20 protein-coding genes are annotated in these 20349 nt (G+C 74.4%); 13 read left to right on the top strand and 7 right to left on the bottom strand.

Annotation, left to right across the window (positions count from 1 at the left end; genetic code table 11):
* Positions 1–111: 111 nt before the first annotated feature.
* Positions 112–546, bottom strand: coding sequence for a DUF5997 family protein (locus tag ACFU74_RS26865; protein ID WP_380761185.1), 435 nt, complete (start codon positions 544–546; stop codon positions 112–114).
* Between the two features lie 67 nt (positions 547–613).
* Here ACFU74_RS26865 and ACFU74_RS26860 point away from each other — a divergent pair, with 67 nt between their 5' ends.
* Both ACFU74_RS26860 and ACFU74_RS26855 read left to right on the top strand, forming a co-directional pair.
* Positions 614–1372: a LysR family substrate-binding domain-containing protein gene (locus ACFU74_RS26860; RefSeq protein WP_380761187.1), complete on the top strand. Its 759-nt coding sequence runs from the start codon at positions 614–616 to the stop codon at positions 1370–1372.
* A 183-nt stretch (positions 1373–1555) separates the two neighbouring features.
* The gene (locus tag ACFU74_RS26855) at positions 1556–2311 is read left to right on the top strand and encodes a hypothetical protein (protein ID WP_380761183.1); all 756 of its coding nucleotides are present in this window, start codon (positions 1556–1558) and stop codon (positions 2309–2311) included.
* A gap of 6 nt (positions 2312–2317) precedes the next feature.
* Here the strand turns inward: ACFU74_RS26855 and ACFU74_RS26850 are convergent, their stop codons facing one another.
* Positions 2318–3961: a hypothetical protein gene (locus ACFU74_RS26850; protein ID WP_380761181.1), complete on the bottom strand. Its 1644-nt coding sequence runs from the start codon at positions 3959–3961 to the stop codon at positions 2318–2320.
* The gene (locus ACFU74_RS26845) at positions 3958–4941 is read right to left on the bottom strand and encodes an ATP-binding cassette domain-containing protein (RefSeq protein ID WP_380761179.1); all 984 of its coding nucleotides are present in this window, start codon (positions 4939–4941) and stop codon (positions 3958–3960) included. The genes ACFU74_RS26850 and ACFU74_RS26845 overlap by 4 nt, the downstream gene beginning before the upstream one ends.
* A 299-nt stretch (positions 4942–5240) precedes the next feature.
* Here ACFU74_RS26845 and paaK point away from each other — a divergent pair, with 299 nt between their 5' ends.
* From paaK to ACFU74_RS26815, 6 genes are all read left to right on the top strand, one after another.
* Complete coding sequence (gene paaK, locus ACFU74_RS26840; RefSeq protein ID WP_380761177.1) at positions 5241–6599, top strand: phenylacetate--CoA ligase PaaK; 1359 nt, start codon at positions 5241–5243, stop codon at positions 6597–6599.
* Between the two features lie 113 nt (positions 6600–6712).
* Positions 6713–7099, top strand: coding sequence for a hypothetical protein (locus ACFU74_RS26835; protein WP_380761175.1), 387 nt, complete (start codon positions 6713–6715; stop codon positions 7097–7099).
* Position 7100: 1 nt separating this feature from the next.
* Positions 7101–8090, top strand: a complete 990-nt coding sequence (locus ACFU74_RS26830) for a tyrosinase family protein (protein WP_380761173.1) — start codon at positions 7101–7103, stop codon at positions 8088–8090.
* Positions 8091–8703: 613 nt separating this feature from the next.
* Positions 8704–9060, top strand: a complete 357-nt coding sequence (locus ACFU74_RS26825) for an ArsR/SmtB family transcription factor (RefSeq protein WP_380761171.1) — start codon at positions 8704–8706, stop codon at positions 9058–9060.
* 151 nt (positions 9061–9211) lie between these two features.
* Entirely contained in the window at positions 9212–10531 is a 1320-nt protein-coding gene (locus ACFU74_RS26820; protein WP_380761169.1) for an MFS transporter, read from the top strand.
* A 348-nt stretch (positions 10532–10879) separates the two neighbouring features.
* Positions 10880–11317, top strand: coding sequence for a DUF4259 domain-containing protein (locus ACFU74_RS26815; protein WP_380761167.1), 438 nt, complete (start codon positions 10880–10882; stop codon positions 11315–11317).
* 21 nt (positions 11318–11338) lie between these two features.
* Here ACFU74_RS26815 and ACFU74_RS26810 read toward each other — a convergent pair whose 3' ends face one another.
* Together ACFU74_RS26810 and ACFU74_RS26805 are read right to left on the bottom strand one after the other, a co-directional pair.
* Positions 11339–12715 carry an MFS transporter gene (locus tag ACFU74_RS26810; protein WP_380761165.1) on the bottom strand — a complete coding sequence of 459 codons (1377 nt, stop codon included), beginning with the start codon at positions 12713–12715 and terminating at the stop codon, positions 11339–11341.
* Entirely contained in the window at positions 12712–12882 is a 171-nt protein-coding gene (locus ACFU74_RS26805) for a hypothetical protein (protein ID WP_380761163.1), read from the bottom strand. The genes ACFU74_RS26810 and ACFU74_RS26805 overlap by 4 nt, the downstream gene beginning before the upstream one ends.
* Before the next feature lie 96 nt (positions 12883–12978).
* On the opposite strand from ACFU74_RS26805, the gene ACFU74_RS26800 reads away from it, so the two are divergent.
* The 4 genes from ACFU74_RS26800 (at position 12979) to galK (ending at position 16415) form a co-directional block, all read left to right on the top strand.
* Positions 12979–13644, top strand: coding sequence for an ArsR/SmtB family transcription factor (locus tag ACFU74_RS26800; RefSeq protein WP_380761161.1), 666 nt, complete (start codon positions 12979–12981; stop codon positions 13642–13644).
* Positions 13641–13958, top strand: a complete 318-nt coding sequence (locus ACFU74_RS26795) for a sulfurtransferase TusA family protein (RefSeq protein ID WP_380761159.1) — start codon at positions 13641–13643, stop codon at positions 13956–13958. Before ACFU74_RS26800 ends, ACFU74_RS26795 begins: the two co-directional genes overlap by 4 nt.
* Positions 13959–14046: 88 nt before the next feature.
* Positions 14047–15264, top strand: coding sequence for a galactose-1-phosphate uridylyltransferase (gene galT / locus ACFU74_RS26790; protein WP_380761157.1), 1218 nt, complete (start codon positions 14047–14049; stop codon positions 15262–15264).
* Complete coding sequence (gene galK / locus ACFU74_RS26785) at positions 15261–16415, top strand: galactokinase (protein ID WP_380761155.1); 1155 nt, start codon at positions 15261–15263, stop codon at positions 16413–16415. Before galT ends, galK begins: the two co-directional genes overlap by 4 nt.
* Before the next feature lie 32 nt (positions 16416–16447).
* On the opposite strand, the gene ACFU74_RS26780 is transcribed toward galK, so the two are convergent.
* Entirely contained in the window at positions 16448–17608 is a 1161-nt protein-coding gene (locus ACFU74_RS26780) for a serine hydrolase domain-containing protein (protein WP_380761153.1), read from the bottom strand.
* Between the two features lie 234 nt (positions 17609–17842).
* A complete protein-coding gene (locus tag ACFU74_RS26775) occupies positions 17843–19276 on the bottom strand; it encodes an MFS transporter (protein ID WP_380761151.1) in 1434 nt (477 codons plus the stop codon).
* 147 nt (positions 19277–19423) lie between these two features.
* Between ACFU74_RS26775 and ACFU74_RS26770 the strand changes: the two genes are divergently transcribed.
* A complete protein-coding gene (locus ACFU74_RS26770; RefSeq protein ID WP_380761149.1) occupies positions 19424–20302 on the top strand; it encodes an SDR family NAD(P)-dependent oxidoreductase in 879 nt (292 codons plus the stop codon).
* Positions 20303–20349: the final 47 nt, after the last annotated feature.

Below are 20349 nucleotides of genomic sequence, written 5' to 3'. Positions count from 1 at the left end.
GCCCTGCGCCACCACCCGGGTGGCCCCCGCTCCGGACAGACGACGGCCCCCCGGCGAGGACGCCGGGGGGCCGAGGTGAGTACGTATTCGAAAAAGAGGTGAAGCCGCAGGTCAGCGGGCCTGCTGGCGCTCCGCGGCAGCGGCGTCCTGCTTGCGCCGCTTCTCCTCCTTCTCGTGCTTCTCCTTGACCCGGGCGGTCTCCTTGCGGACCTCGGCCTGGATCGTGCGCTCACGCTGGAGCCACTCCGGGTTCTCCTCCCGCAGCTCCTCGATCGCCTCGGTGGTGAGCGCCTCGGTGATGCCGCCGCGCGCCAGGCCGGACGCCGAGACGCCGAGCCGCGAGGCCACCACGGAACGCGGGTGCGGGCCGTTGCGGCGCAGGTCCTGCAGCCACTGCGGCGGCTCGGTCTGCAGGGCGGTGAGCTCCTCGCGGGAGATCACGCCCGACTGGAAGTCGGCAGGGGTGGCGCCGAGGTAGACCCCGAGCTTCTTCGCCGCCGTCGCCGGCTTCATGGTCTGCGTGGTCTTCTGCTTGAGCGATGTCATGGTCACCAGGGTAAGCGAGCGGCCGACGCCCGCCGTCACGGTCGGTAGCCTTGGTCGGGTGACAGAGATGCAGGTGACACCCTCGTTCCGGCTGGCCTACGTCCCGGGCGTGACCCCGGGCAAGTGGGCGCGCGTCTGGTCGGAGCGGCTGCCGGACGTTCCGCTCGCCCTGGTCGCGGTGGAAGCCGCCGACGGCGAGCCGACGCTGCGGGCGGGCGACGCGGACGCGGGCCTGGTGCGGCTGCCGGTCGACCGGACCGGCCTGAGCGCCATCCCGCTGTACACCGAGACGACGGTGGTGGTGTTCCCCAAGGACCACTGGCTGGCCGCGGCCGAGGAGGTCACCCTTGAGGACCTCGCCGACGACGTGGTCTTCCACCCGCTCGACGACACGCTCGAATGGGAGCAGCTGCCCGGCCGCCCCGCCATCGAGCGGCCGGCGACCACGGCGGACGCGATCGAGCTGGTCGCGGCCGGGGTCGGCGTCCTGCTCGTCCCGCAGTCGCTGGCCCGCCTGCACCACCGGCGCGACCTCACCTACCGGCCGATGGCGGACGCCCCGCAGTCCCGGGTCGCGCTGTCCTGGCTGGAGGACCGGACCACGGACCTGGTGGAGGAGTTCATCGGCATCGTCCGCGGCCGGACGGTCAACAGCTCCCGGGGCCGTGGCCAGGCCGCCGCGGCCCCGGCCGCCTCGGCTGCCCCGGCCAAGCAGCAGCGCACCACCGCCGGTCGCCCCGCCCCGCGGCGTACCACCGGAACCCCCCGCTCCCGCAGCACCGGCTCCACCCCGCCCCGCCGCGGTCGCCCCAAGCGCCGCGGCTGACCCCTCCCGGCTCCCGGAGCCTGTGCGGTGACCGTCCACCGGTCGGTGCGCGGGCCGGGAGCGCCGGGAGGGCCGGGGTGACAGCCGGCGGGTGGGTGGGTGGCGTTCGCCGCCGCCGGGGCCCGGCCCGGGGGCGGTGCCCCGCGTGGAGGCGGGAGTGCGCCGGGCTGGTTGGATGCGGGCATGACGGACTGGTCCCGACTCAGCCATGCCTACGGTCCTGCCGACGACATTCCGGATCTGCTGGCCCGGATCGGCTCGGCGCCGACTGCGGAACTCTGGAGCGACCTGTGGGCGGCGCTGTGCCACCAGGGGAGCGTCTACCCGGCGAGCTTCGCGGCTCTGCCGTGGCTGGCCGGACGGGCCCGGTGCGGGGAACGGGAGCAGGAGGTTCAGGCCGTGCTGCTGGCCGGCGCGATTCTGGCCGGGGCCGGGGCCGGGGCCGGGGCCGGGCCGGGGGACGGGGCGGGCGGTGTTCGGGCGGTGTTCGCGGCGGAGGCGGAGGACCTGCTGGCGGCGGCGAACCGGCACCTTCGGGGCGGCGCGGACGCCACCGACTACGTCCACCTCCTGGGAGCCGTGCTGGGCCTCGAAGGCGTCCCCGGCTGGGGTGAGGAGCTGGCCTGGGGGATCGCCAACGAGGAGTACCAGGTCGCCTGCCCGGACTGCGAGGCCGACCTGTTCATCGCCCTCGGCGAGCGGGGGTTCTTCTCGGCCGCCGACGACTACGCGCTCTCCGACGGCGCCGTCGAGACGCGGCCCCTGCGGCCGGCGGACCCCGCCGCCCTGGACGGCATCGGCCGCCGCCTCCACGACCTCGCGCTCGCCGACGGGCAGCGCGAGGTCGCCCATGTGCTGACCCACGTCTTCGGTCATGGGACCTGCCCCTCCTGCGAGGCCCGCTTCGCGGTCGCCGACCGGATCGCCGCCGACTGGTGAGCGGGGTCAGTCGCGCAGGGAGCGGCGGGCGGAGGCGGTGAGGAGTGCGGTGGCGAGCAGGGCCAGGGCCAGGGCGGTGATGAGGATCGGAGAGGGACCGGCGAGGTGGCCGTCGCGGTGGACGGCGCCCATGAAGTCCACGGCGGCGACCTGGTTCACCACCAGGTACCAGAGCGGCAGGTAGAGCGCCTGGAAGAGGCGGTGGGTGCGGGAGAGGATGCCGAGGGCGAGGGCCAGGGAGGGGATGAACAGGGCGCCGGCCGACCAGGCGGCCAGGCCGGCGGTGTCGCCGGCCGCGGCCAGCCGGACCAGCACGCCCGCGCCGAGCAGGGCGGTGAGCAGCACCCCGGCGGTCCATTCCGCGAGCAGCCGGGCGCGGGCGGCCGGATAGGCGCCGAGCAGGGACTCCAGCCCGTACTCGGCCGAGCGGCTGCCGAGGCGGGACCAGAGCAGCACCGGCCAGATCCAGGCGGCGGGCAGCACCGCCCCCGCGCCGGCGTCCGGCGGGACGGCGAGGCCGGCCGCGACCAGCCCGGCCGCCACGAGCCACCACCAGCGCGAGGCGTCGGCGAACAGGATCCGCGCCTCCCCGAACAGCAGCCGGCCGAAGCCGGGCCCGCGGCCGGGCCGCACCGCGACGGGAGCGGGCAGGGTGAGCGGGAGGACCGGGTGAGCGGACGGCGCCGGAGCCGCCTCGACGCTGCCCGCCGGCGCCCGCCGTTCGGACGACGCGCCGCGCGCCGGGTCGAAGCGGGTGAACCAGAGCGCGGGCAGCGCGGCCAGGGCCACCGCGAGCAGCACCAGCAGCAGCCGCTGGGCGAGGAAGCCGCCGTCCAGGCCCGCACCGTCCCAGCGGAACGCCTCCAGCGGGGTGTCCACCCTGGTCAGGCCGAGGCTGAACTCGTCGCTGCCGAGGTCGACGCCGCGCGCGGCCAGTGCGTCGCGCAGGGACGCGGCCACCGGGCCGAGGCCCAGCCCGCCGAGCGGGGCGCCGGGCTTCTCACCGGCGACCAGCAGCACCGGGGCGCAGAGGGCCCAGAGGACGTTGCCCAGCCCGCCGCGCAGCAGCGGCACCGTCTCGAACAGGACGGCCAGTGCGGCCGTCGCCGCGAGCAGCGGCAGCGTCAGCACCAGGAAGGGCGTCAGTAGGGCGACCGGGTCCACGGCGCGGTCCTCGCCCCGGACCAGTTGCAGGGCGGGCGCGGTCAGCGCGAGCACGCCGAGCATCGACGCCAGGACCAGCAGGTTGCCGAGGAACTTCGCGAGCAGCAACTCCGCGGTCCGCAGCGGCGTCGCGGCCAGGATCTGGCCGACGCCGGTCTCCTCGTCGCGCCCGAGCCCCTTGCGGACGACGTAGAACCCGCCGAGGGTGAGCCAGAGTGCTCCGGCCAGGGCGGTCGCGGTGCCGACGTACGCGCTGTTGTACTCGCCCCGGAAGCGGCCCAGCGCGAGGATCGCCCAGTGCCCGTCGCCGGGCGGCACGGCGAGCAGGCCGAGGCCGACGGCGGCCAGCAGCGTCACCGCGTAGGCGGGGCGGCGGACCCGGTCCCGGAAGTCGCCGAGGGCGAGCCGCCGGAGCCGGGCGAGCACCCCGGCGCGGGCCGGGACGGGGCCCGCCGGGCGGGCCGTGGTGAGGGTGTTCGCGCTCATCGCCGGACCTCCGGACGGACGTTCGCCGCAGCGGCGGCACCGGCAGCAGCACCGGCGGCGGCGGTGGCGGCGGGCCGGACCAGGCCCAGGTAGGCGTCCTCCAGGTCGGGCGCGACCGGCACCGCCTCGGCGAACGGCGGACCGTCCGCGAGCAGGCGCAGCCGAACCCGCCCGTCCCCCGTGCGCACCATCCGGCTCACCACGTACCGGGCCTGCACGGCGGCCACCGCCCCCGGGTCGACCAGGACCTCCCACACCCGGCCGGCCTGGCCGCCCAGCAGTTCCTCCGGGCTGCCCCGGCGCAGCAGCCGCCCGCCGGCGACCACCGCGATGTCCCCGGCCACCGACTCGACGTCCGAGACGATGTGGGTGGACAGCAGAACCACCCGGTCCTCGGCGAGCGCGCTGAGCAGGTTGCGGAAGCGCACCCGCTCCTCAGGGTCGAGCCCGGCGGTGGGCTCGTCGACGACGATGACGCGCGGATCGCCGAGCAGCGCCTGGGCGATGCCGACCCGGCGCAGCATGCCGCCGGAGTACGCGCCGAGCGGCCGCCGCACCGCCTCGGTCAGGTTCACCAGCACGAGCAACTCGTCGATCCGGGCCCGAGCCGAGCGGGCGGACAGACCCTTGGCGGCGGCCAGATAGGCGAGGAACTCGCGCGCGGTGAGCTGCGGATGGACGCCGAAGTCCTGTGGGAGGAATCCGAGTTCGCGCCGGAGCGGTTCGGGTCGGGCGAGCGCGTCGGCACCCCGGTAGGTGAGCCGGCCGGCCGTGGGTCGGGTGACGGTGGCGACGATCCGCATCAGCGAGGACTTGCCCGCGCCGTTCGGCCCGAGCAGGCCGAGCAGCCCGGGGCCGAGCCGCAGCGAGAGGCCGTCGACGGCGCGCTTGCCGCCCCGGTAGACCTTGCTGACGTCGGTCAGTTCGAGGACGGGCGGGTCGGTGGGTCGGGGATCGGGGTGGATCTCGGGTCGGCTCATGGGCTCTGCTCTTCCGGCCGGTGCGTGGACGGTTGGTGACGTCATGGACGGTTGGTGACGTCGATGAGCCTCCCCGATCGGCGGGACGCTGCCATCTGCCGTTCGGCAGAGATCGGACCTGACGAAGGACAAGGGTTGGCGCGCGTCGAGCCTTGACAGGTGGTTCGGGTACTGGATTACTTGGCCCCGTCGAGAGGCAACCGAATGATCGGTCGGCAGTGCGGGCCGTGCGGGCTGTGCGGGCCGCGCCGGCGGAATCGGCGGAATCGGCGGGGTCGGTACGCCTGGAGGGATGCGCGATGAGCGGTGGAACGACCGGGAGCGGCGGAGGGGCCCCGACACGCCTGGGCGAGGCGCCGCCGGAAGGGCTGCTGGACGCCGGCGAGCGGATGACCCGCGAGGAGTTGCGCGCGCACCAGCTCAAGCACCTGCGGGCCACGCTGCGCCACGCCTACGAGAACGTCGAGCCGTACCGCCGCAAGTTCGACGCGGCCGGCGTCACCCCCGAGGACTGCCGCACCCTCGCCGACCTCGCCCGCTTCCCCTTCACCACCAAGGCCGACCTGCGCGACACCTACCCGTTCGGCATGTTCGCCGTCCCGAGGGAGGAGGTCCGCCGGATCCACGCCTCCAGCGGCACCACCGGCCGCCCCACCGTGGTCGGCTACACCGAGCGCGACCTCGACGTGTGGGCCGACGTGGTGGCCCGCTCGATCCGGGCGGCCGGCGGCCGCCCCGGCCACACGGTGCACATCGCCTACGGCTACGGCCTGTTCACCGGCGGACTGGGCGCGCACGCGGGCGCCGAACGCGCCGGCTGCACGGTCGTCCCGGCGTCCGGAGGCATGACGGCCCGCCAGGTCCGGCTGATCCAGGACCTCCGCCCCGAGATCATCATGGTCACCCCGTCCTACCTGCTCACCCTGCTCGACGAGTTCGAGCGGCAGGGCGTCGACCCGCGCAGCACCTCGCTGCGGGTCGGCATCTTCGGCGCCGAGCCGTGGACGGAGGGGATGCGCGCCGAGATCGAGCGGCGGATGGACCTGCACGCGGTCGACATATACGGCCTCTCCGAGGTGATGGGGCCCGGCGTCGCCCAGGAGTGCGTGGAGACCAAGGACGGCCTGCACATCTGGGAGGACCACTTCTACCCCGAGGTGGTGGACCCGCTGACCGACGAGGTGCTGGCGGACGGCGAGAGCGGCGAACTCGTGTTCACCTCGCTCACCAAGGAGGCGCTGCCGGTGATCCGCTACCGCACCCGCGACCTCACCCGCCTGCTGCCGGGCACCGCCCGCCCCGCCTTCCGCCGGATGGCCAGGGTGACGGGGCGTAGCGACGACATGATCATCCTGCGCGGCGTCAACGTCTTCCCGACCCAGATCGAGGAGGTCCTGCTGCGGGTGCCGGCCGTCGCGCCGCACTTCCAGCTCCGGCTGACCCGCCGGGGGCGGCTGGACCACATGACGGTGCGGGTCGAGGCGCGCCCGGACGCCGCCCCCGAGCAGCGCGACGCGGCCGCCGCAGCGATCGTGCGGGGCGTCAAGGACGGGGTGGGCGTGAGCGTGGAGGCCGAGGTGGTGGACCCGTACAGCCTGGAGCGTTCGGTCGGCAAGATCCGGCGGATCGCGGACCTGCGGGAGGGCGGGGCCGGCTGAGGCCCCGGGACACGGCCTCGCCGCGCGCGCCGACCGGTTCTGCGGGACGGTGGGAGACGGGAGGTCCGTGCCCCGGGGCACGCCCGGGGCCGCCCGTAGCCCGGGAGATAGCCATGGACCCAGAAGGCCTGGCCGCTGCCGCCACCCCGACGAGGCTCGGCGGGTACCTCAGCAGCCTGCCGCGCCCGCCGGCCGCCCATCACGCGGGGCCCGCGCGGACGGTCCGCACGACGATGTACGACGGTCACCGGATCGTCGTCACCACGAGTTACGAGATCACCGTGGACGGCCACCCGATCGGCGCGCACCTCGGCGTGGACCCGGACGGCAATGTGCACTGCCACGCGCTGCCCGCGTACCGGTTCCTCTCGGCGCTGGACGCCGTCAAGGCGGTGATCGACAACTACCCCGACGAGTTCACCGATCAGGGCGGGCACGGCGACGGCGGCCACGGCGGGGGCGGTCACGGCGACCACGACCACGAGCACGGAGGTGGCTGAGATGGCCGCCGTCGTCCGCAGGAACATCCTCACCGACAACGCCGTCCGCGACGCCTACACCTCCGGCGTCAACCTGCTCAAACGCGAGCACAGCACCTTCACCACCGCCGACTTCGGCATCGCCGGCCCGGCCGAACCCGTCCGCACCTACGACCTCTTCGTGATCTGGCACGTGCTGGCGATGCGCACCGCCGTCCCGCCCGGCGGCGACGCCAACATCCGCAACGCGGCCCACCGCGGCCCGATCTTCCTGCCCTGGCACCGGGTCATGCTCGGCCTGCTGGAGGCCAACCTCCAACGCGTGCTGGGTGACCCGTCCTTCGGCCTGCCCTACTGGGACTGGACGGCGGACTCGGTGCTCGACCTGCCGTCGGACAGCGACTTCTGGCAGCCGACCTGCATGGGCGGCAGCGGCGTGCCGGTCAAGGACGGCCCGTTCGGCGTGGACCCGGCCAACCCGAACGACCCCGACGCCTTCCGGGTCCGGATCGACGTCAACTCCTCGCTCACGCTGATCAACCGCCACCCTCCGCGCGGCCTGCGCCGGGCCCTCGGCCGCGACGCGCCCAACGTGCCGAGCGCCGAGGAGGTCGCGGCCGCGTACGACACCGACCCGGTGACCGGCAACCCCAACCTCGCCGTCTACGACTTCGCACCGTGGGACGTCGACTCGGAGGGCTTCCGCAACCGCCTGGAGGGGTTCAACCCCTTCGGCCTGCACAACCTGGTGCACGTGTACATCGGCCGCGACATGGGCCTGGCCTCCTCGCCCAACGACCCGGCGTTCTACCTGCACCACTGCAACGTCGACCGGCTCTGGGAGGGCTGGATGCGGCGCAACGGACGGCACTACCTGCCCGACCAGTCCGCCCCGGCGGTGCTGGAGGGCCACCGGCTCAAGGACCCGATCGTCTCCCCGCTCGGCTCCGCCGCCACGCCCGAGTCCGTCCTCGACTCGACCGCCGTCTACACCTACGACGTGCTGCCCTGACCCGGCCGCGCCGCTCGCCCGCTGCTGCGCCCGCCCGCTGCTGCGCCCGACGGGCGAGCGGGCGGCGCAGTGCCCGCGGGATCCCGGGCGTCACTTCTCGACGAGCACGACCTCCTCGATCGGCCGGGTCGTCCGGACGGTGCTGCCGTCGACCTCGACCGGGTACTGCACCCCGCAGATCGCGTTCTCCTGCCCCGGGCACGTGGAACTGCTCGCCCTCGCCCGCCAGGTACGCCGGGAAGCAGTCCAGCGCGGGGCCGATCAGCCGGACGTAGTCGGCGAGCGGGTGAGTCGGCGAGTCGGCGGAACGGCTTGGGCAGCAGCGCCTGGTGGTCGGTGATCGAGGCGGGGAGCCTGCCGCGTCCGGCCAGGCAGACGGCGCTGCCGAAGCCGTCGGCCCCGCCTGACAGGACGCCGGGCGGCCCGGGTTGCGTACGGCTGTGGGCATGGTGGCGCGTGCGGCGGCGAGGGCTTCGGCGGGCTCACGGTGGCGGCGGGGGCGGCGAGACGGGGGAACGGGCCGGTGAACAGTGGGGGAGGGTTGCCGGCAGGGGCGTGAACCGCGCGATGCCGGGCGGGTGAACGGTGGTCGCGCGCCCTCTACGATGAGGCCATGAGCGGGAGCCTCCAGGTATCAGGTGCACATGCCTCGCAGCAGTCCGGCGCGGACGAACGGCTGGACGTGGCCGCCGGCATCCTCGCCCTGCTCGCCGACCGCACCCGGCTCGCGCTGCTCCAGCGGCTGAGCGAGGGGGAGGCGGACGTGACCACGCTGACCGAGGCCGCCGGAGCGGCCCGCCCGTCGGTGAGCCAGCACCTCGGCAAGCTGCGACTGGCCGGGCTGGTGTCGACCCGCAAGGACGGTCGGCGGGTGGTGTACACGCTGCGGCACGGGCACCTGCGGCGACTGGTCCACGAGGCGCTGAACGTGGCCGACCACCAGATCAGCGGGCTGCCGCCGCACGACTGAGCGCGGTGCGCCGCCGCCTCGCCCGGTTCGGGGCGGGGCGGCTTCTTTTTAGTCAATGCGTGCACACGTATGCACATGTTGGCCTATTCTGGAGGGGTGGCGGCCCGCACGGGACGCCCCGGCCCCGCGCCGAGTCCGAACGGAGTCCCCGATGCTCTCCGTGCTCCGCAACCGCACCTACCGGCACCTGTTCACCGCCCAGGTGGTGGCTCTCGCCGGCACCGGCCTGGCCACCGTGGCGCTGGGCCTGCTCGCCTACGACCTCGCCGGGCCCGACGCCGGCTCGGTGCTGGGCACCGCGCTGGCGATCAAGATGGTCGCGTACGTGGGGATCGCCCCGGTCGTCGCCGCGCTGGCGCACCGGATCCCGCGCCGGCGCCTGCTGGCCGCCGCCGACCTGGCGCGCGCCGGGGTGGCGCTCGGGCTGCCGTTCGTCGGATCGGTGTGGCAGGTCTATCTGCTGATCTTCGTCTTGCAGGCGGCCTCGGCGACCTTCACCCCGGCGTTCCAGTCGGTGATCCCCGAGGTGCTGCCCGAGGAGCGCGACTACACCCGGGCGCTGTCCCTCTCCCGGCTCGCCTACGACACCGAGAGCCTGGTCAGCCCGGCCCTGGCCGCCGGGCTGCTGGCGCTGGTCGGCTACCGCTGGCTGTTCTGGGGCACGGTGACCGGCTTCCTGGCCTCGGCGGTGCTGGTCGTGTCGGTGGTCCTGCCGGGCGGCGGGGTGCTCAAGGAGGGCGGGCCGACCGGGACGCGGCCGGTCGGGATGCGGCCGGTCGCGGCGCGCTCGCTGGCCGGGATCCGGCTCTTCCTCTCCGTGCCTCGGCTGCGTGCGCTGCTCGCCCTGGACCTTGCCGTCGCCGCCGGCGGGGCGACGGTGATCGTCAACACCGTCGTCTACGTCCGCGACGAGATGGGCCGCTCCGCGGGCGACGTGCCGCTCGCCCTCGGCGCGTACGGGGCCGGGTCGATGACGGTCGCGCTGCTGCTGCCCCGGGTACTGGACCGGGTCGCGGACCGGGCGGTGATGCTGCCCGCGGCCTTCGCGGTCGCGGGACTGCTCGCCGTGCTGGTGGTGGTCACTGCGGCGGGACGGACCGCGGGCGGCGGCGGATGGCGCTGGCCCGCGCTGCTCGCCCTGTGGACCGGGCTGGGCGCGGCCGGCTCGCTGATCCTCACCCCGGGCGGACGCCTGCTGCGCTCCGCCGTGCCGCCCGCCGACCTGCCCGCCGCCTTCGCGGCCCAGTTCTCGCTCTCGCACGGCTGCTGGCTGCTCGCCTACCCGCTGGCCGGCCGGCTCGGCGCCACCGCCGGCCTCCCCACCGCCACCGCCGCCCTCGGCACCCTCGCCCTGACCGCAGCCGCCCTGGCCACACGCGCCTGGCACACCCCCACGCCGACCCCGCCACCCGCCCGCCTCCACAGCCTCGGCACCCGACCGCGCCACCAGCACCGCCCTGCGGCCCGTTGACGCACAGGGCCCGTGCCGTGCCGTTCACCGCGCTGCGGCCGTGCCGTTCTTCGACCGCGCGACCACGGCCATCCCACCCCGGCCGCGCCACCCTGGTCCTACCCACCCCACCGCCCGGCTGCCGCCCGGCGGGCTCCTGCCTACGCGTCTCACTGCCGCAGTGCCCGGCGGCCACTCACCTGAGCGCTCGAAGGCGCCGTTTGTTCTTTACCGGGGTGAAGTGGGTTCTGGCTCAGTTTGAAAGTCGAGCCAGAATCCAAGCTCCTGCGCAAGCGGGTACTGCTTGCCTCCTGGCCTCACTGTCGGCGGCCAGTGCGAAGATCCCCGGACGGCCACGTGAGGAGAGACATGGGCACCTGGGACATCGGCCCCTTCGACAACGACACCGCCGCCGACTTCGCCGACGACCTGGACGAGGCCGCACTGGAAGAACGCGAAGCCATGATCCGGGGCGTGCTCAAGCGTGCCGCCGGGCCTGCGGACTTCCTGGGTACCTACGACGGCGAGCGTGCAGTGGCCGCGGCGGCCCTGGTCGTCGCCCAACATCCTGACGGCCGTCCGGCATGTTCGAACTATGGCCCGTCAGCGCCGCTACCTGAGTTGCCCGCAGACCTTCGAATGCTCGCCGTCGACGCCCTGGACCAAGCGGTCTCCAACCGGTCCGAGCTCGCCGAGTTGTGGGCCGAAGCTGCGAACTGGTCGAAGTGGCGCCAGGACATCGCCCGCCTCCGCGACATCCTTGACCCTCCGATCCCGCCACAAGAGGAAGTCCTTTTCGAGATCTGATCGGTGACTTGTAGTCACGGATCATAGAATCTGAGCCAGAGCCTCATCTGAGCCGACGGAATCACGCCGTTGGTCCACTGGCACCTCCGGCCCATTCGCCGGGGTGTGCAGCCCTGCCGGGCGCGGGTGGGTCTCGTACATCCGGACGGCCACGACCGCACTCGCGACGGCCGTCAGCCCCGCGACCGCCCAGATCGCGGTGGTCACGCCGTAGGCATCCGCGAGGGCTCCCGCGAGAAGGGCGCCGACGGCGAAGCCGCCGTCCCTCCACAACCGGTAGACCCCGACGGCCCGGGCGCGCCAGGCCGGGTGGGCGACGTCGCCGATCACGGCCAGCAGGGTCGGGTAGACCAGTGCGGTGCCGGCGCCGAGCAGGACCTGGGCGAGCGCCCACACCGGGAACGTGGTGCCGGCAGCGACCAGGCCGATGGCGACGGCCTGCAGGAGCATGCCCGCCGTGATCAGGTGCTTGCGGCCGATCCGGTCCGACCACCACCCGGTCAGGATCTGGCCCAGCCCCCAGACCGCCGGATACAGGGCCGCGAGCAGCCCGATCCGGGCGACCGACAGGCCGTGGGCCGCGAACAGCAGCGGGAAGATCCCCCAGGCGAGGGCGTCGTTGAGGTTGTTGACCATGCCCGCCCAGCTCGCCGAGGACAGCGCCCGGTCGGTGAGGCTGGTGGTGCGGGCGACCTGCCCCGTGGTCAGCTCGCCGTGGTGGTCGGGATTCGCGGGGACGGCCGGGTGGAGGGCGGCCTCGGCGCGGGCGTGTTCCCGGGTCTCGCGTACGGCGAGCACGGACAGGCCCAGGCCGAGTGCGGCGTACGCGATGCCGAGCAGGAACGGCTGAGGGCGCAGCCCCCAGTGCGCGGCGATGGCGCCGGTGCCCATCGCGGTGGCGGCGACGGCGAGGTAGCCGGCGGCCTCGTTGAAGCCCATGGCCAGGCCCCGGCGGGCGGGGCCGACCAGGTCGATCTTCATGATGACGGTGGTCGACCAGGTCAGCCCCTGGTTGACGCCGAGCAGGACGTTCGCGAACACCACCCAGCCCCAGGTCGGCGCCCAGATCAGCAGCAGCGGCACCGGGACGGCGAGCAGCCAGCCGGCCACCAGGACCGGCTTGCGGCCGTAGCGGTCGGAGAGGGCGCCGGCGAAGAAGTTGGTGACGGCCTTGGTCGCGCCGAACGCCACGATGTAGGTCAGCGCGGCCGTGTAGGCGGAGAGGTGGAAGGTGCGGTCGGCGAGCAGCGGCAGGACGGTGCGTTCCTGGCCGAGCATGCCGCCGACCAGGGCGTTGACGGCGACCAGCAGGGTGAACTGGGCGAGGTTGGCGCGGAGCCCGAGCCGGACGCCGGAGCGGTGGGCGGTGGCGGCGGTGCCGGACGTGGTGGCGGTCACGTGCCGTCCTCCAGACAGTGGCCGGTGGCCCGCGCCCGGTCCTGCGGGCCGCCGGCCAGGACGGCGAGGGCGCGGCCGTTGCCGAGGTCGAGCAGGTAGGGGCTGTTGCCCGGGCCGGTGTCCACCAGGGGCGTCAGCTGATCGTCGGCGAAGGTCATGTCGTTCACGACCGTCCTCCAGAATGGGCGGGATCCGCGGGAATGGCGGGGTGACAGGCTCACCCGGACACTTCTACAATATTCCATGGATTTATGGAGGATGTCATGGGAGATCCCACACGCAAGGCTGCGCTGTTCGATGCGCTGGCCACCACCGGCAAGGCGCTGTCCAACGGCAAGCGCCTGGAACTGCTGGACCTGCTCGCCCAGGGCGAGCGCAGCGTCGACGCCCTCGCCAAGGCCGCCGGGCTCGGGCTGACCACCGCCTCCGCCCACCTGCAGACCCTCAGGCAGGCCGGGCTGGTGGCCACCCGGCGCGACGGCGTGCGCATCCACTACCGCCTCGCCGGGGACGACGTCGCCGCCCTGTACGCGCAGCTCCAGCAGGTCGCGCTGGCCCACCTGGCGGCGACCGGGCAGGCCCGCGCCGCCTATCTCGGGCCGCAGGACACCGACCACCTCACCCGTGAGGAGCTGCTGGCGCGGGTGAGGGCGGGGACCGCCACCGTCGTCGACGTGCGGCCGGCCGAGGAGTACGCGGCCGGGCACATCCCCGGCGCGCTCTCCGTCCCGCTCGACCAACTGGAGGCGCGGCTCGCGGAGCTGCCCGCCGGGGCGGAGGTCGTCGCGTACTGCCGCGGCGCCAACTGCGTGCTCGCCCACGACGCCGTCCGGCTGCTGGCGGCGCGCGGCCGGAGCGCGAAGCGGCTCGCCGACGGGATGCTCGAATGGCGCCTGGCGGCCCTCCCGGTCGAGGCGGGTGCCGCGTGACCGCCGCCCGGACGCCCGCCGCCCCCGCGCCCGGAGCCGGCCCGGTCGTCGTGGACGGCACCGGCATGCTCTGCGTCACCCTGCTGCTGCACCTGCGCAAGCGCATCGCAGGCCACCCCGCCGGGACGACGGTGCACATCGTCAGCACCGATCCGGCGGCGCCGCTCGACCTGCCGGCCTGGTGCCACCTCACCGGGCACGAGTACCTCGGCCCGGTGTCCGACCCCGGAGGGCGCGACGTCTACGCGCTGCGGCTCGCGGCGGACCCGATGCCGACCCGGCCCGACGCTCCCTGGCACCCGGCTTCCGGCTGATGGCCTGGCCGATGGCTCGCATGTTGGTTCATGTTCGATATTGTTTGGTCATGTGGTTGAAGGGAAGCCCCATGAGAGGGAGCACGTCATGCCCGCGACGGTGACCGATGCGGCCGGGCCGGCCGGTACGACGACGACCAGGACCGTCACCGAACTCGCCGACGGCCGAGAGCTGATCTACTACGACCGGGGCGCGCCGCCCGCGGACCGGACGGTCGCCGACCGACGCCCGCTGGACGCCGCCGAGCCCTCCTCCGAGGTGAGGCTCGACCCGCTGACCGGCGCCTGGGTGACCGTCGCCGCCCACCGGCAGGCGCGCACCTACCACCCGCCGGCCGACGAGTGCCCGCTCTGCCCCAGCCGCGACGGCCGGCTCAGCGAGATCCCGGCGGCCGACTACCAGGTGGCCGTCTTCGAGAACCGCTTCCCGTCCCTCGCGGGGGAGCCCGGCACCCACCCCGTGGTGCCCTCCGCCGACGGGCAACTGCTCAGCCGCCGACCCGGCGTCGGCCGGTGCGAGGTGGTCTGCTTCACCGCCGACCACGACGCCTCCTTCGCCGACCTGGACGAGGACCGCGCCCGCCTGGTGCTCGACGCCTGGACCGACCGCACCGCCGCGCTCTCCGCCCGGCCCGGCGTTCAGCAGGTGTACTGCTTCGAGAACCGCGGCACCGAGATCGGCGTGACCCTCGCCCACCCGCACGGCCAGATCTACGCGCTGCCCTTCACCACCCCGCGGACCGCCCGGATGCTCGACCAGGCCGCCCGGCACCGCGCCGCCACCGGCCGCAACCTCTTCGAGGACCTGCTCGCCGCCGAGCGGACCTCCTCGCGCGTCGTCCTCACCGGCGAGCACTGGACCGCCTTCGTGCCCTTCGCCGCCCGCTGGCCCTACGAGGTGCACCTCCACCCGAACCGTCGCGTCCCCGACCTCACCCGCCTCCACGAGGCCGAGCGCGCCGAGTTCGCCCGGGTCTACCTCGACCTGCTGCGCCGGTTCGACAACCTCTTCACCGACCCGGCCGACGGCGGGCGCCGCGTGCGCGCGCCCTACATCGCCGCCTGGCACCAGGCGCCGGCCGGCCAGGAGGCCGAATTCGCCCTCCACCTGGAGCTGTTCACCGTCCGGCGGACGGCCGACAAACTCAAGTACCTGGCCGGCACGGAGTCCGGGATGGAGGCGTTCATGAACGACGTCGCCCCCGAGGACGCCGCCCGGCGCCTGCGCGAGGCGGCGCCCGCCCCCGCCGCTGCGCCCACGGCCGCAGACACCGCCACGCCCACCGACGGAGGACCGCAGGGATGACCACCACCGGCACTGCTCCCGCCAGCACCTTCGAAGAGCTCTACGGCCACGCCCCCGAGGGCGTCTGGGCGGCCCCCGGCCGGGTCAACCTGATCGGCGAACACACCGACTACAACGACGGGTTCGTGCTGCCGATCGCCATCCCGCAGGCCGTGCGCGCCTACGTCCGCCGCCGTGACGACGGGGTGCTGCGGCTGGCCTCCACCCGGGTGCCCGGCGCGGCCGTCGAACTGGACGTCACCGGGCTCGCCCCGGGCGGCGTGGCCGGCTGGGCGGCGTACCCCGCCGCCGTCGTCTGGACGCTGCGCCGGGCCGGGCACGGGGTGGGCGGCGCCGATGTGCTGCTCGACAGCGACGTGCCCGGCGGCGCGGGCCTCTCCTCCTCCGCCGCACTGGAGTGCGCCGTCGCCGCCGCCTACAACGATCTCTACGAACTCAAGCTGGAAGCAGGTGAGTTGGCGCTGATCGCGCAGCGCGCCGAGAACGAGTTCGTCGGCGTGCCCTGCGGGATCATGGACCAGATGGCCTCGATGGTCTGTCGCGCCGGGGCCGCTCTGTACCTGGACACGCGCGACCTCTCCGCCCGGTACGTACCGCTCGACCTGGCGGGTGCCGGGCTCACCCTGCTGGTGCTCGACACCCGGGTGCAGCACGACCTCGCCGACGGCGCCTACGCCGCGCTGCGGGCCGGCTGCGAGCGGGCCGCCGCCCTGCTCGGGCTGTCCGCCCTGCGCGACCTCGCGCCCGCGGACCTGCCCGCCGCCTTCGCCCGACTTCCCGCGGACCTGGTCCCGTTGGTGCGCCACGTGGTGACCGAGAACGACCGGGTCGTGCGGGCGCTCGACGAGCTGGAGCACCACGGGCCCGCCGCGCTGGGCCCCATCCTCACCGCCGGCCACGCCTCGCTGCGTGACGACTACCGGACCTCCTGCCCGGAGACCGACCTCGCGGCCGACACCGCCGTCGCCGCCGGGGCGCTCGGCGCGCGGATGACCGGGGGCGGCTTCGGCGGCTCGGTGATCGCGCTGACGGAGACGGCGAAGGCGCAGGCGGTGGCCGACGCGGTGGTGGACGCCTTCGCGAAGGCCGGCTACGCCGAGCCGGACGTCTACCGGGCGGTCCCGGCGGAAGGGGCCCGCCGGGAGTCCTGAGACTCCCGGCCGGGCCGGTCCGGTGGGACGGGTCAGCCCTGTGGGCGCTGCTCGACCTGCCGGCCGCAGAACTCGGCCTCGGCCAAGGGCATCTTGTCGCGGAACCAGTCGGCGTTGGTGTTGAGCGCCAGGGCGTGCCGTCCGTCCCGGGTGGTCAGCGCCATCGTCGACGACCCGTGGATGCCGCCGTCGTGCCCCCAGACGGTGACGCCGCAGGAGAGCGTCCCGGAGCCCAGGCCGAGGCCGCCGCTGCCGTGCGGTCCGGGCGCGGTCATCTCGTCCAACTCGGCCTGGGGGAGCAGCCGTCCGCGCATCAGGGCGGAGAGGAAGCGGGTCAGGTCGGTGGTGGTGGAGACGATCGCGCCCGCCGATCCGGCCATCGACGGGTTGAGCTCGGTGACGTCCAGGGGCGTCGCCGAGCCGCCGAACAGCGTCGAGTAGCCGCGTGCGTGCGGCCGGGGCAGGGTGGTCGCGGTGCCGGGCGCGCTCGTCCCGGTCAGCCCCAGCGGTCGGACGATCCGCCGCTCCACCTCCTCGCCGTACGGGCGGCCGGTCACCCGTTCGATGACCATCCCGGCCAGCAGGTAGTTGGTGTTGGAGTACCGGTACGAGGTCCCCGGCGCGAAGACCGGGGGATGGGCGAGCGCGATCCGCACCAACTGCTCCAGGCTGTAGGTGTCGTAGCGCCGGGCGAGGAACGCCGGGGTGAACAGGACCGCGCCCATGCCGGGATCGTCGCCGTAGTCGAAGACGCCGCTGGTGTGGTTGAGCAACTGGCGGACGGTGACGGCCGATCCGTCGTTCCCGTTGCCGCTCACCAGGCCGGGCAGCCACCGCTCCACGGTGTCGTCGAGGTCGAGCCGTCCCTCGGCCTGGAGCTGGAGTACCACGGTCGCGATGAAGGGCTTGGTCACGCTGCCGATCCGGAACCGCTCCCGCGTCGACCTCGGCCGTCCAGTCGTGGTGTCCGCCGTTCCGACGGCAGCCGACCAACTTCCTTCGGTGTCGACGGCGGTGGCGATCATCCCCGGCAGTTCCGAGGACTGGAGCGCCTGTTGCATCGCCGTGCGGGTCGCCGCGTGCGCGGGCCCGCCGGGCGCGGCGGCCACCGGTGCCGCCGCCGCCGCGGTCAGGGCGCCGGCCACCGCGACCGCCCCCACCGTACGCCGAACCGTCCTGCCACTGTGCGTCATTCGTTCCTCCGAGGTCCATGACGCCCGTCCCCCGGACCCAGCCTCCGCCCCGGCCCGGGCGGGCCGGATCATCCTGCGGACCGATCGTTCCCGGAGTTCCCCCGGAGATCTCCGGAGCGGTTCCCCGGAGCGGTTGCGGACAAGGCCCCCGCCCCCACCGGATAGGCGGGGGCGGGGGCGGGGGCGGGGGCGGGGACGGGGAATGGCGGGGGAGAGGGCGTTCGCGCGGGCGGGTCAACTGCTCTTCGCGGTACGGATGGTGAGCGCGGAGGCGAGCGCACCGAGCAGGGCGAGGGCGGCGGCGCCCAGGAAGGCGGCGGAGAAGCCGTCGGTCAGCGCGGCCGGGTCGCCGAGTTCGCGGGAGCCGTTGGCGGCGGCCACGGCGGTCATCGCGGCCAGGCCGAGCGCGGAGCCGATCTGGTAGCTGGTGTTGACGATGCCGGAGGCCAGGCCGCCCTCGGCCGGGTTCGGCACGGTGAGCGCGGTGCCGAGCGAGGGGATGAAGGCGAGCGACATGCCGGCGGCGGCGAGCAGTGAGGCGGGCAGTACGTCCACGGCGAAGTTGCCGTCGGGGCGGGCGAAGGAGAGCCAGACCATGCCGCCGGCGAGGGCCAGCAGACCGGTGACGATCAGTGGCTTGGGGCCGAAGCGGGCGATCAGCCGGGGCGCCAGCACGATCATCATCAGCATGATGGCGGCGGTCATCGGAAGCAGCGCGGCGCCGGAGGCGAAGGCCTTGAGGCCGAGCACCTGCTGGAGGTAGAGGTTGAGGAAGAACCACATCGGGATCCAGGCGGCGGCCATCAGCAGCTGGGCGAGGTTGGCGCCGGCCAGGTTGGGGCTGCGCCAGATGCCGGGGCGCATCAGCGGCTCGCGCCGCTTGGCCTGGAGGGCGACGAAGGCGAGGATCAGCAGCACGCCGCCCGCCAGGACCAGCCAGGTGCCCGCCGAGCCCCAACCGGTCTGCGGGGCACGGACGATGGCGTAGACGGAGACGGCCAGGCCGGCGGTGGCGGTGAGTGCGCCGAGCCAGTCCACCGAGCCGCGGCGGGCGGGGGCGGCGGGCATCACGCCGGGGGTGGCGAGCAGGACGCCGAGGGCGACCGGGATGTTGACGTAGAAGACCCACTCCCAGCTGAGGTACTGGGTGATGACACCGCCGAGGAACACGCCGGCGGTGCCGCCGGCCGGGGCCGCCGCGCCGTAGAGGGCGAGCGCCTTGCCGAGCTCCTGCGGGCGGGCGCCGAACAGGCTGATCAGCAGGGTGAGCGCGGCCGGGGCGATCAGCGCGGAGCCGGCGCCCTGGACGGCGCGGCCGGTGAGTTCCAGCGCGGGGTCGCCGGCGAGGCCCGCGAGCAGCGAGCCGGCGGCGAGGACGGCCCAGCCGGTGGCGAACAGGCGCTTGGCGCCGAACAGGTCGGAGAGCCGGCCGCCGAGCAGCAGGAGCCCGCCGAAGGCCACGACGTAGGCGTTGAAGACCCAGGACAGGCCCTCCTGGCTGAAGCCCAGCGCGGACTGCATCTCGGGCAGGGCGACCCCGATGATCGAGGTGTCCATGATCACCATGAACTGGGCGAGGGCGATGAGCCCGAGCGCCGTCCAGCGGCGGGGCGAGGGTGCCGCGGGCGGCGCGGCCGGTGCCGCGGACGCGGCGGTGGTGTCGGACATGACCACGTTCTCCTATACCGGGAGGGGGTATATCTTCGAGGCGTGGGAAACATACCCCCAGGGGGTATCAACTCGCAAGGGTGGTCCTGCCGGACCCGGGATCGGGCGGGCCTGGTCCGGCCCGCCGGGCGCCGCGAGGGTGGAGGCATGACCAACGCGAACGAGAGCAACGTGAACGAGAGCAACGCGAACGCGAAGGAAAGCGGCGCGAAGGAGCGCGGCGCGAACGGGAGCGGCGCGACCGGGAACGGCCACGACGCGACCCGCGACTTCGACGGCCGGACAGTGCTGATCACCGGCGGGACCAGCGGCATGGGCCTCGCCACCGCGCGGCTGCTGCTCGACCGTGGCGCGAGCGTCGTGATCACCGGCCGCGACGACGCCCGGCTGCGCCGCGCCGAGGCCGAACTCGGCGGCGGCGCAAGGCTGTCGGCCGTCCGCGCCGACTCCGCCAGGCCCGCCGATCTGGCCCGGCTGGCCGCCCGGGTGGAGGAGCGCCACGGCCGCCTCGACGGCGTGTTCGCCAACGCCGGCGTCGGCGTCTTCGAGACCCCGGACGAGGTGACCGAGGAGAGCTTCGACCGCACCGTGGACGTCAACTTCAAGGGCGTCTTCTTCACCGTCCAGCACGCCCTGCCCCTGCTGGAGAAGTCCACCGGCGGCGCGTCGATCGTCCTCAACGCCTCCTGGACGCTGCACCGCGGCCTGCCCAACGCCCCCGTGTACGCGGCGACCAAGGCGGCCGTGCACAACCTCGCCCGCACCCTCGGCAGCGGGCTCGCCGGGCGCGGCATCCGGATCAACTCGGTCAGCCCCGGCTACATCGTCACCGAGATGTTCCACGAGGTGATCACCGAACCGGCCCAGCAGGACGCCGTACGCGCCGCGGTGCCGCTCGGGCGGCTGGGCGAGGCGGCGGACGTCGCCGAGACGGTGGCCTTCCTGCTCTCCCCGCGCGCCTCCTACATCACCGGCCAGGACCTCGTGGTGGACGGCGGCGTGGTGGCCGTCGCCAACGGCTGGTGACCGCCGCCGCCGCAGCCTGGCCCTGCCAGGACCAGGCTGCGGCGGCG

This window comes from Kitasatospora sp. NPDC057500, from assembly GCF_042802195.1.
In the GTDB taxonomy this organism is placed as follows: domain Bacteria; phylum Actinomycetota; class Actinomycetes; order Streptomycetales; family Streptomycetaceae; genus Kitasatospora.
The sequence above is the reverse complement of the archived record's forward strand: the minus strand, read 5'-3'. Positions and strand labels throughout refer to the sequence as shown.

Bases quoted from the DNA above. Each gene is read 5' to 3' on its own strand.
- galT (WP_380761157.1), top strand. From the start codon at position 14,047: ATGCCCGCGACGGTGACCGATGCGGCCGGGCCGGCCGGTACGACGACG.
- ACFU74_RS26865 (WP_380761185.1), bottom strand. From the start codon at position 546: ATGACATCGCTCAAGCAGAAGACCACGCAGACCATGAAGCCGGCGACG.
- ACFU74_RS26775 (WP_380761151.1), bottom strand. From the start codon at position 19,276: ATGTCCGACACCACCGCCGCGTCCGCGGCACCGGCCGCGCCGCCCGCG.
- ACFU74_RS26800 (WP_380761161.1), top strand. From the start codon at position 12,979: ATGGGAGATCCCACACGCAAGGCTGCGCTGTTCGATGCGCTGGCCACC.
- ACFU74_RS26815 (WP_380761167.1), top strand. From the start codon at position 10,880: ATGGGCACCTGGGACATCGGCCCCTTCGACAACGACACCGCCGCCGAC.
- ACFU74_RS26845 (WP_380761179.1), bottom strand. From the start codon at position 4,941: ATGAGCCGACCCGAGATCCACCCCGATCCCCGACCCACCGACCCGCCC.
- ACFU74_RS26860 (WP_380761187.1), top strand. From the start codon at position 614: ATGCAGGTGACACCCTCGTTCCGGCTGGCCTACGTCCCGGGCGTGACC.
- ACFU74_RS26835 (WP_380761175.1), top strand. From the start codon at position 6,713: ATGGACCCAGAAGGCCTGGCCGCTGCCGCCACCCCGACGAGGCTCGGC.
- paaK (WP_380761177.1), top strand. From the start codon at position 5,241: ATGAGCGGTGGAACGACCGGGAGCGGCGGAGGGGCCCCGACACGCCTG.
- ACFU74_RS26850 (WP_380761181.1), bottom strand. From the start codon at position 3,961: ATGAGCGCGAACACCCTCACCACGGCCCGCCCGGCGGGCCCCGTCCCG.
- ACFU74_RS26770 (WP_380761149.1), top strand. From the start codon at position 19,424: ATGACCAACGCGAACGAGAGCAACGTGAACGAGAGCAACGCGAACGCG.
- ACFU74_RS26825 (WP_380761171.1), top strand. From the start codon at position 8,704: ATGAGCGGGAGCCTCCAGGTATCAGGTGCACATGCCTCGCAGCAGTCC.
- galK (WP_380761155.1), top strand. From the start codon at position 15,261: ATGACCACCACCGGCACTGCTCCCGCCAGCACCTTCGAAGAGCTCTAC.
- ACFU74_RS26780 (WP_380761153.1), bottom strand. From the start codon at position 17,608: ATGACGCACAGTGGCAGGACGGTTCGGCGTACGGTGGGGGCGGTCGCG.
- ACFU74_RS26830 (WP_380761173.1), top strand. From the start codon at position 7,101: ATGGCCGCCGTCGTCCGCAGGAACATCCTCACCGACAACGCCGTCCGC.
- ACFU74_RS26820 (WP_380761169.1), top strand. From the start codon at position 9,212: ATGCTCTCCGTGCTCCGCAACCGCACCTACCGGCACCTGTTCACCGCC.
- ACFU74_RS26855 (WP_380761183.1), top strand. From the start codon at position 1,556: ATGACGGACTGGTCCCGACTCAGCCATGCCTACGGTCCTGCCGACGAC.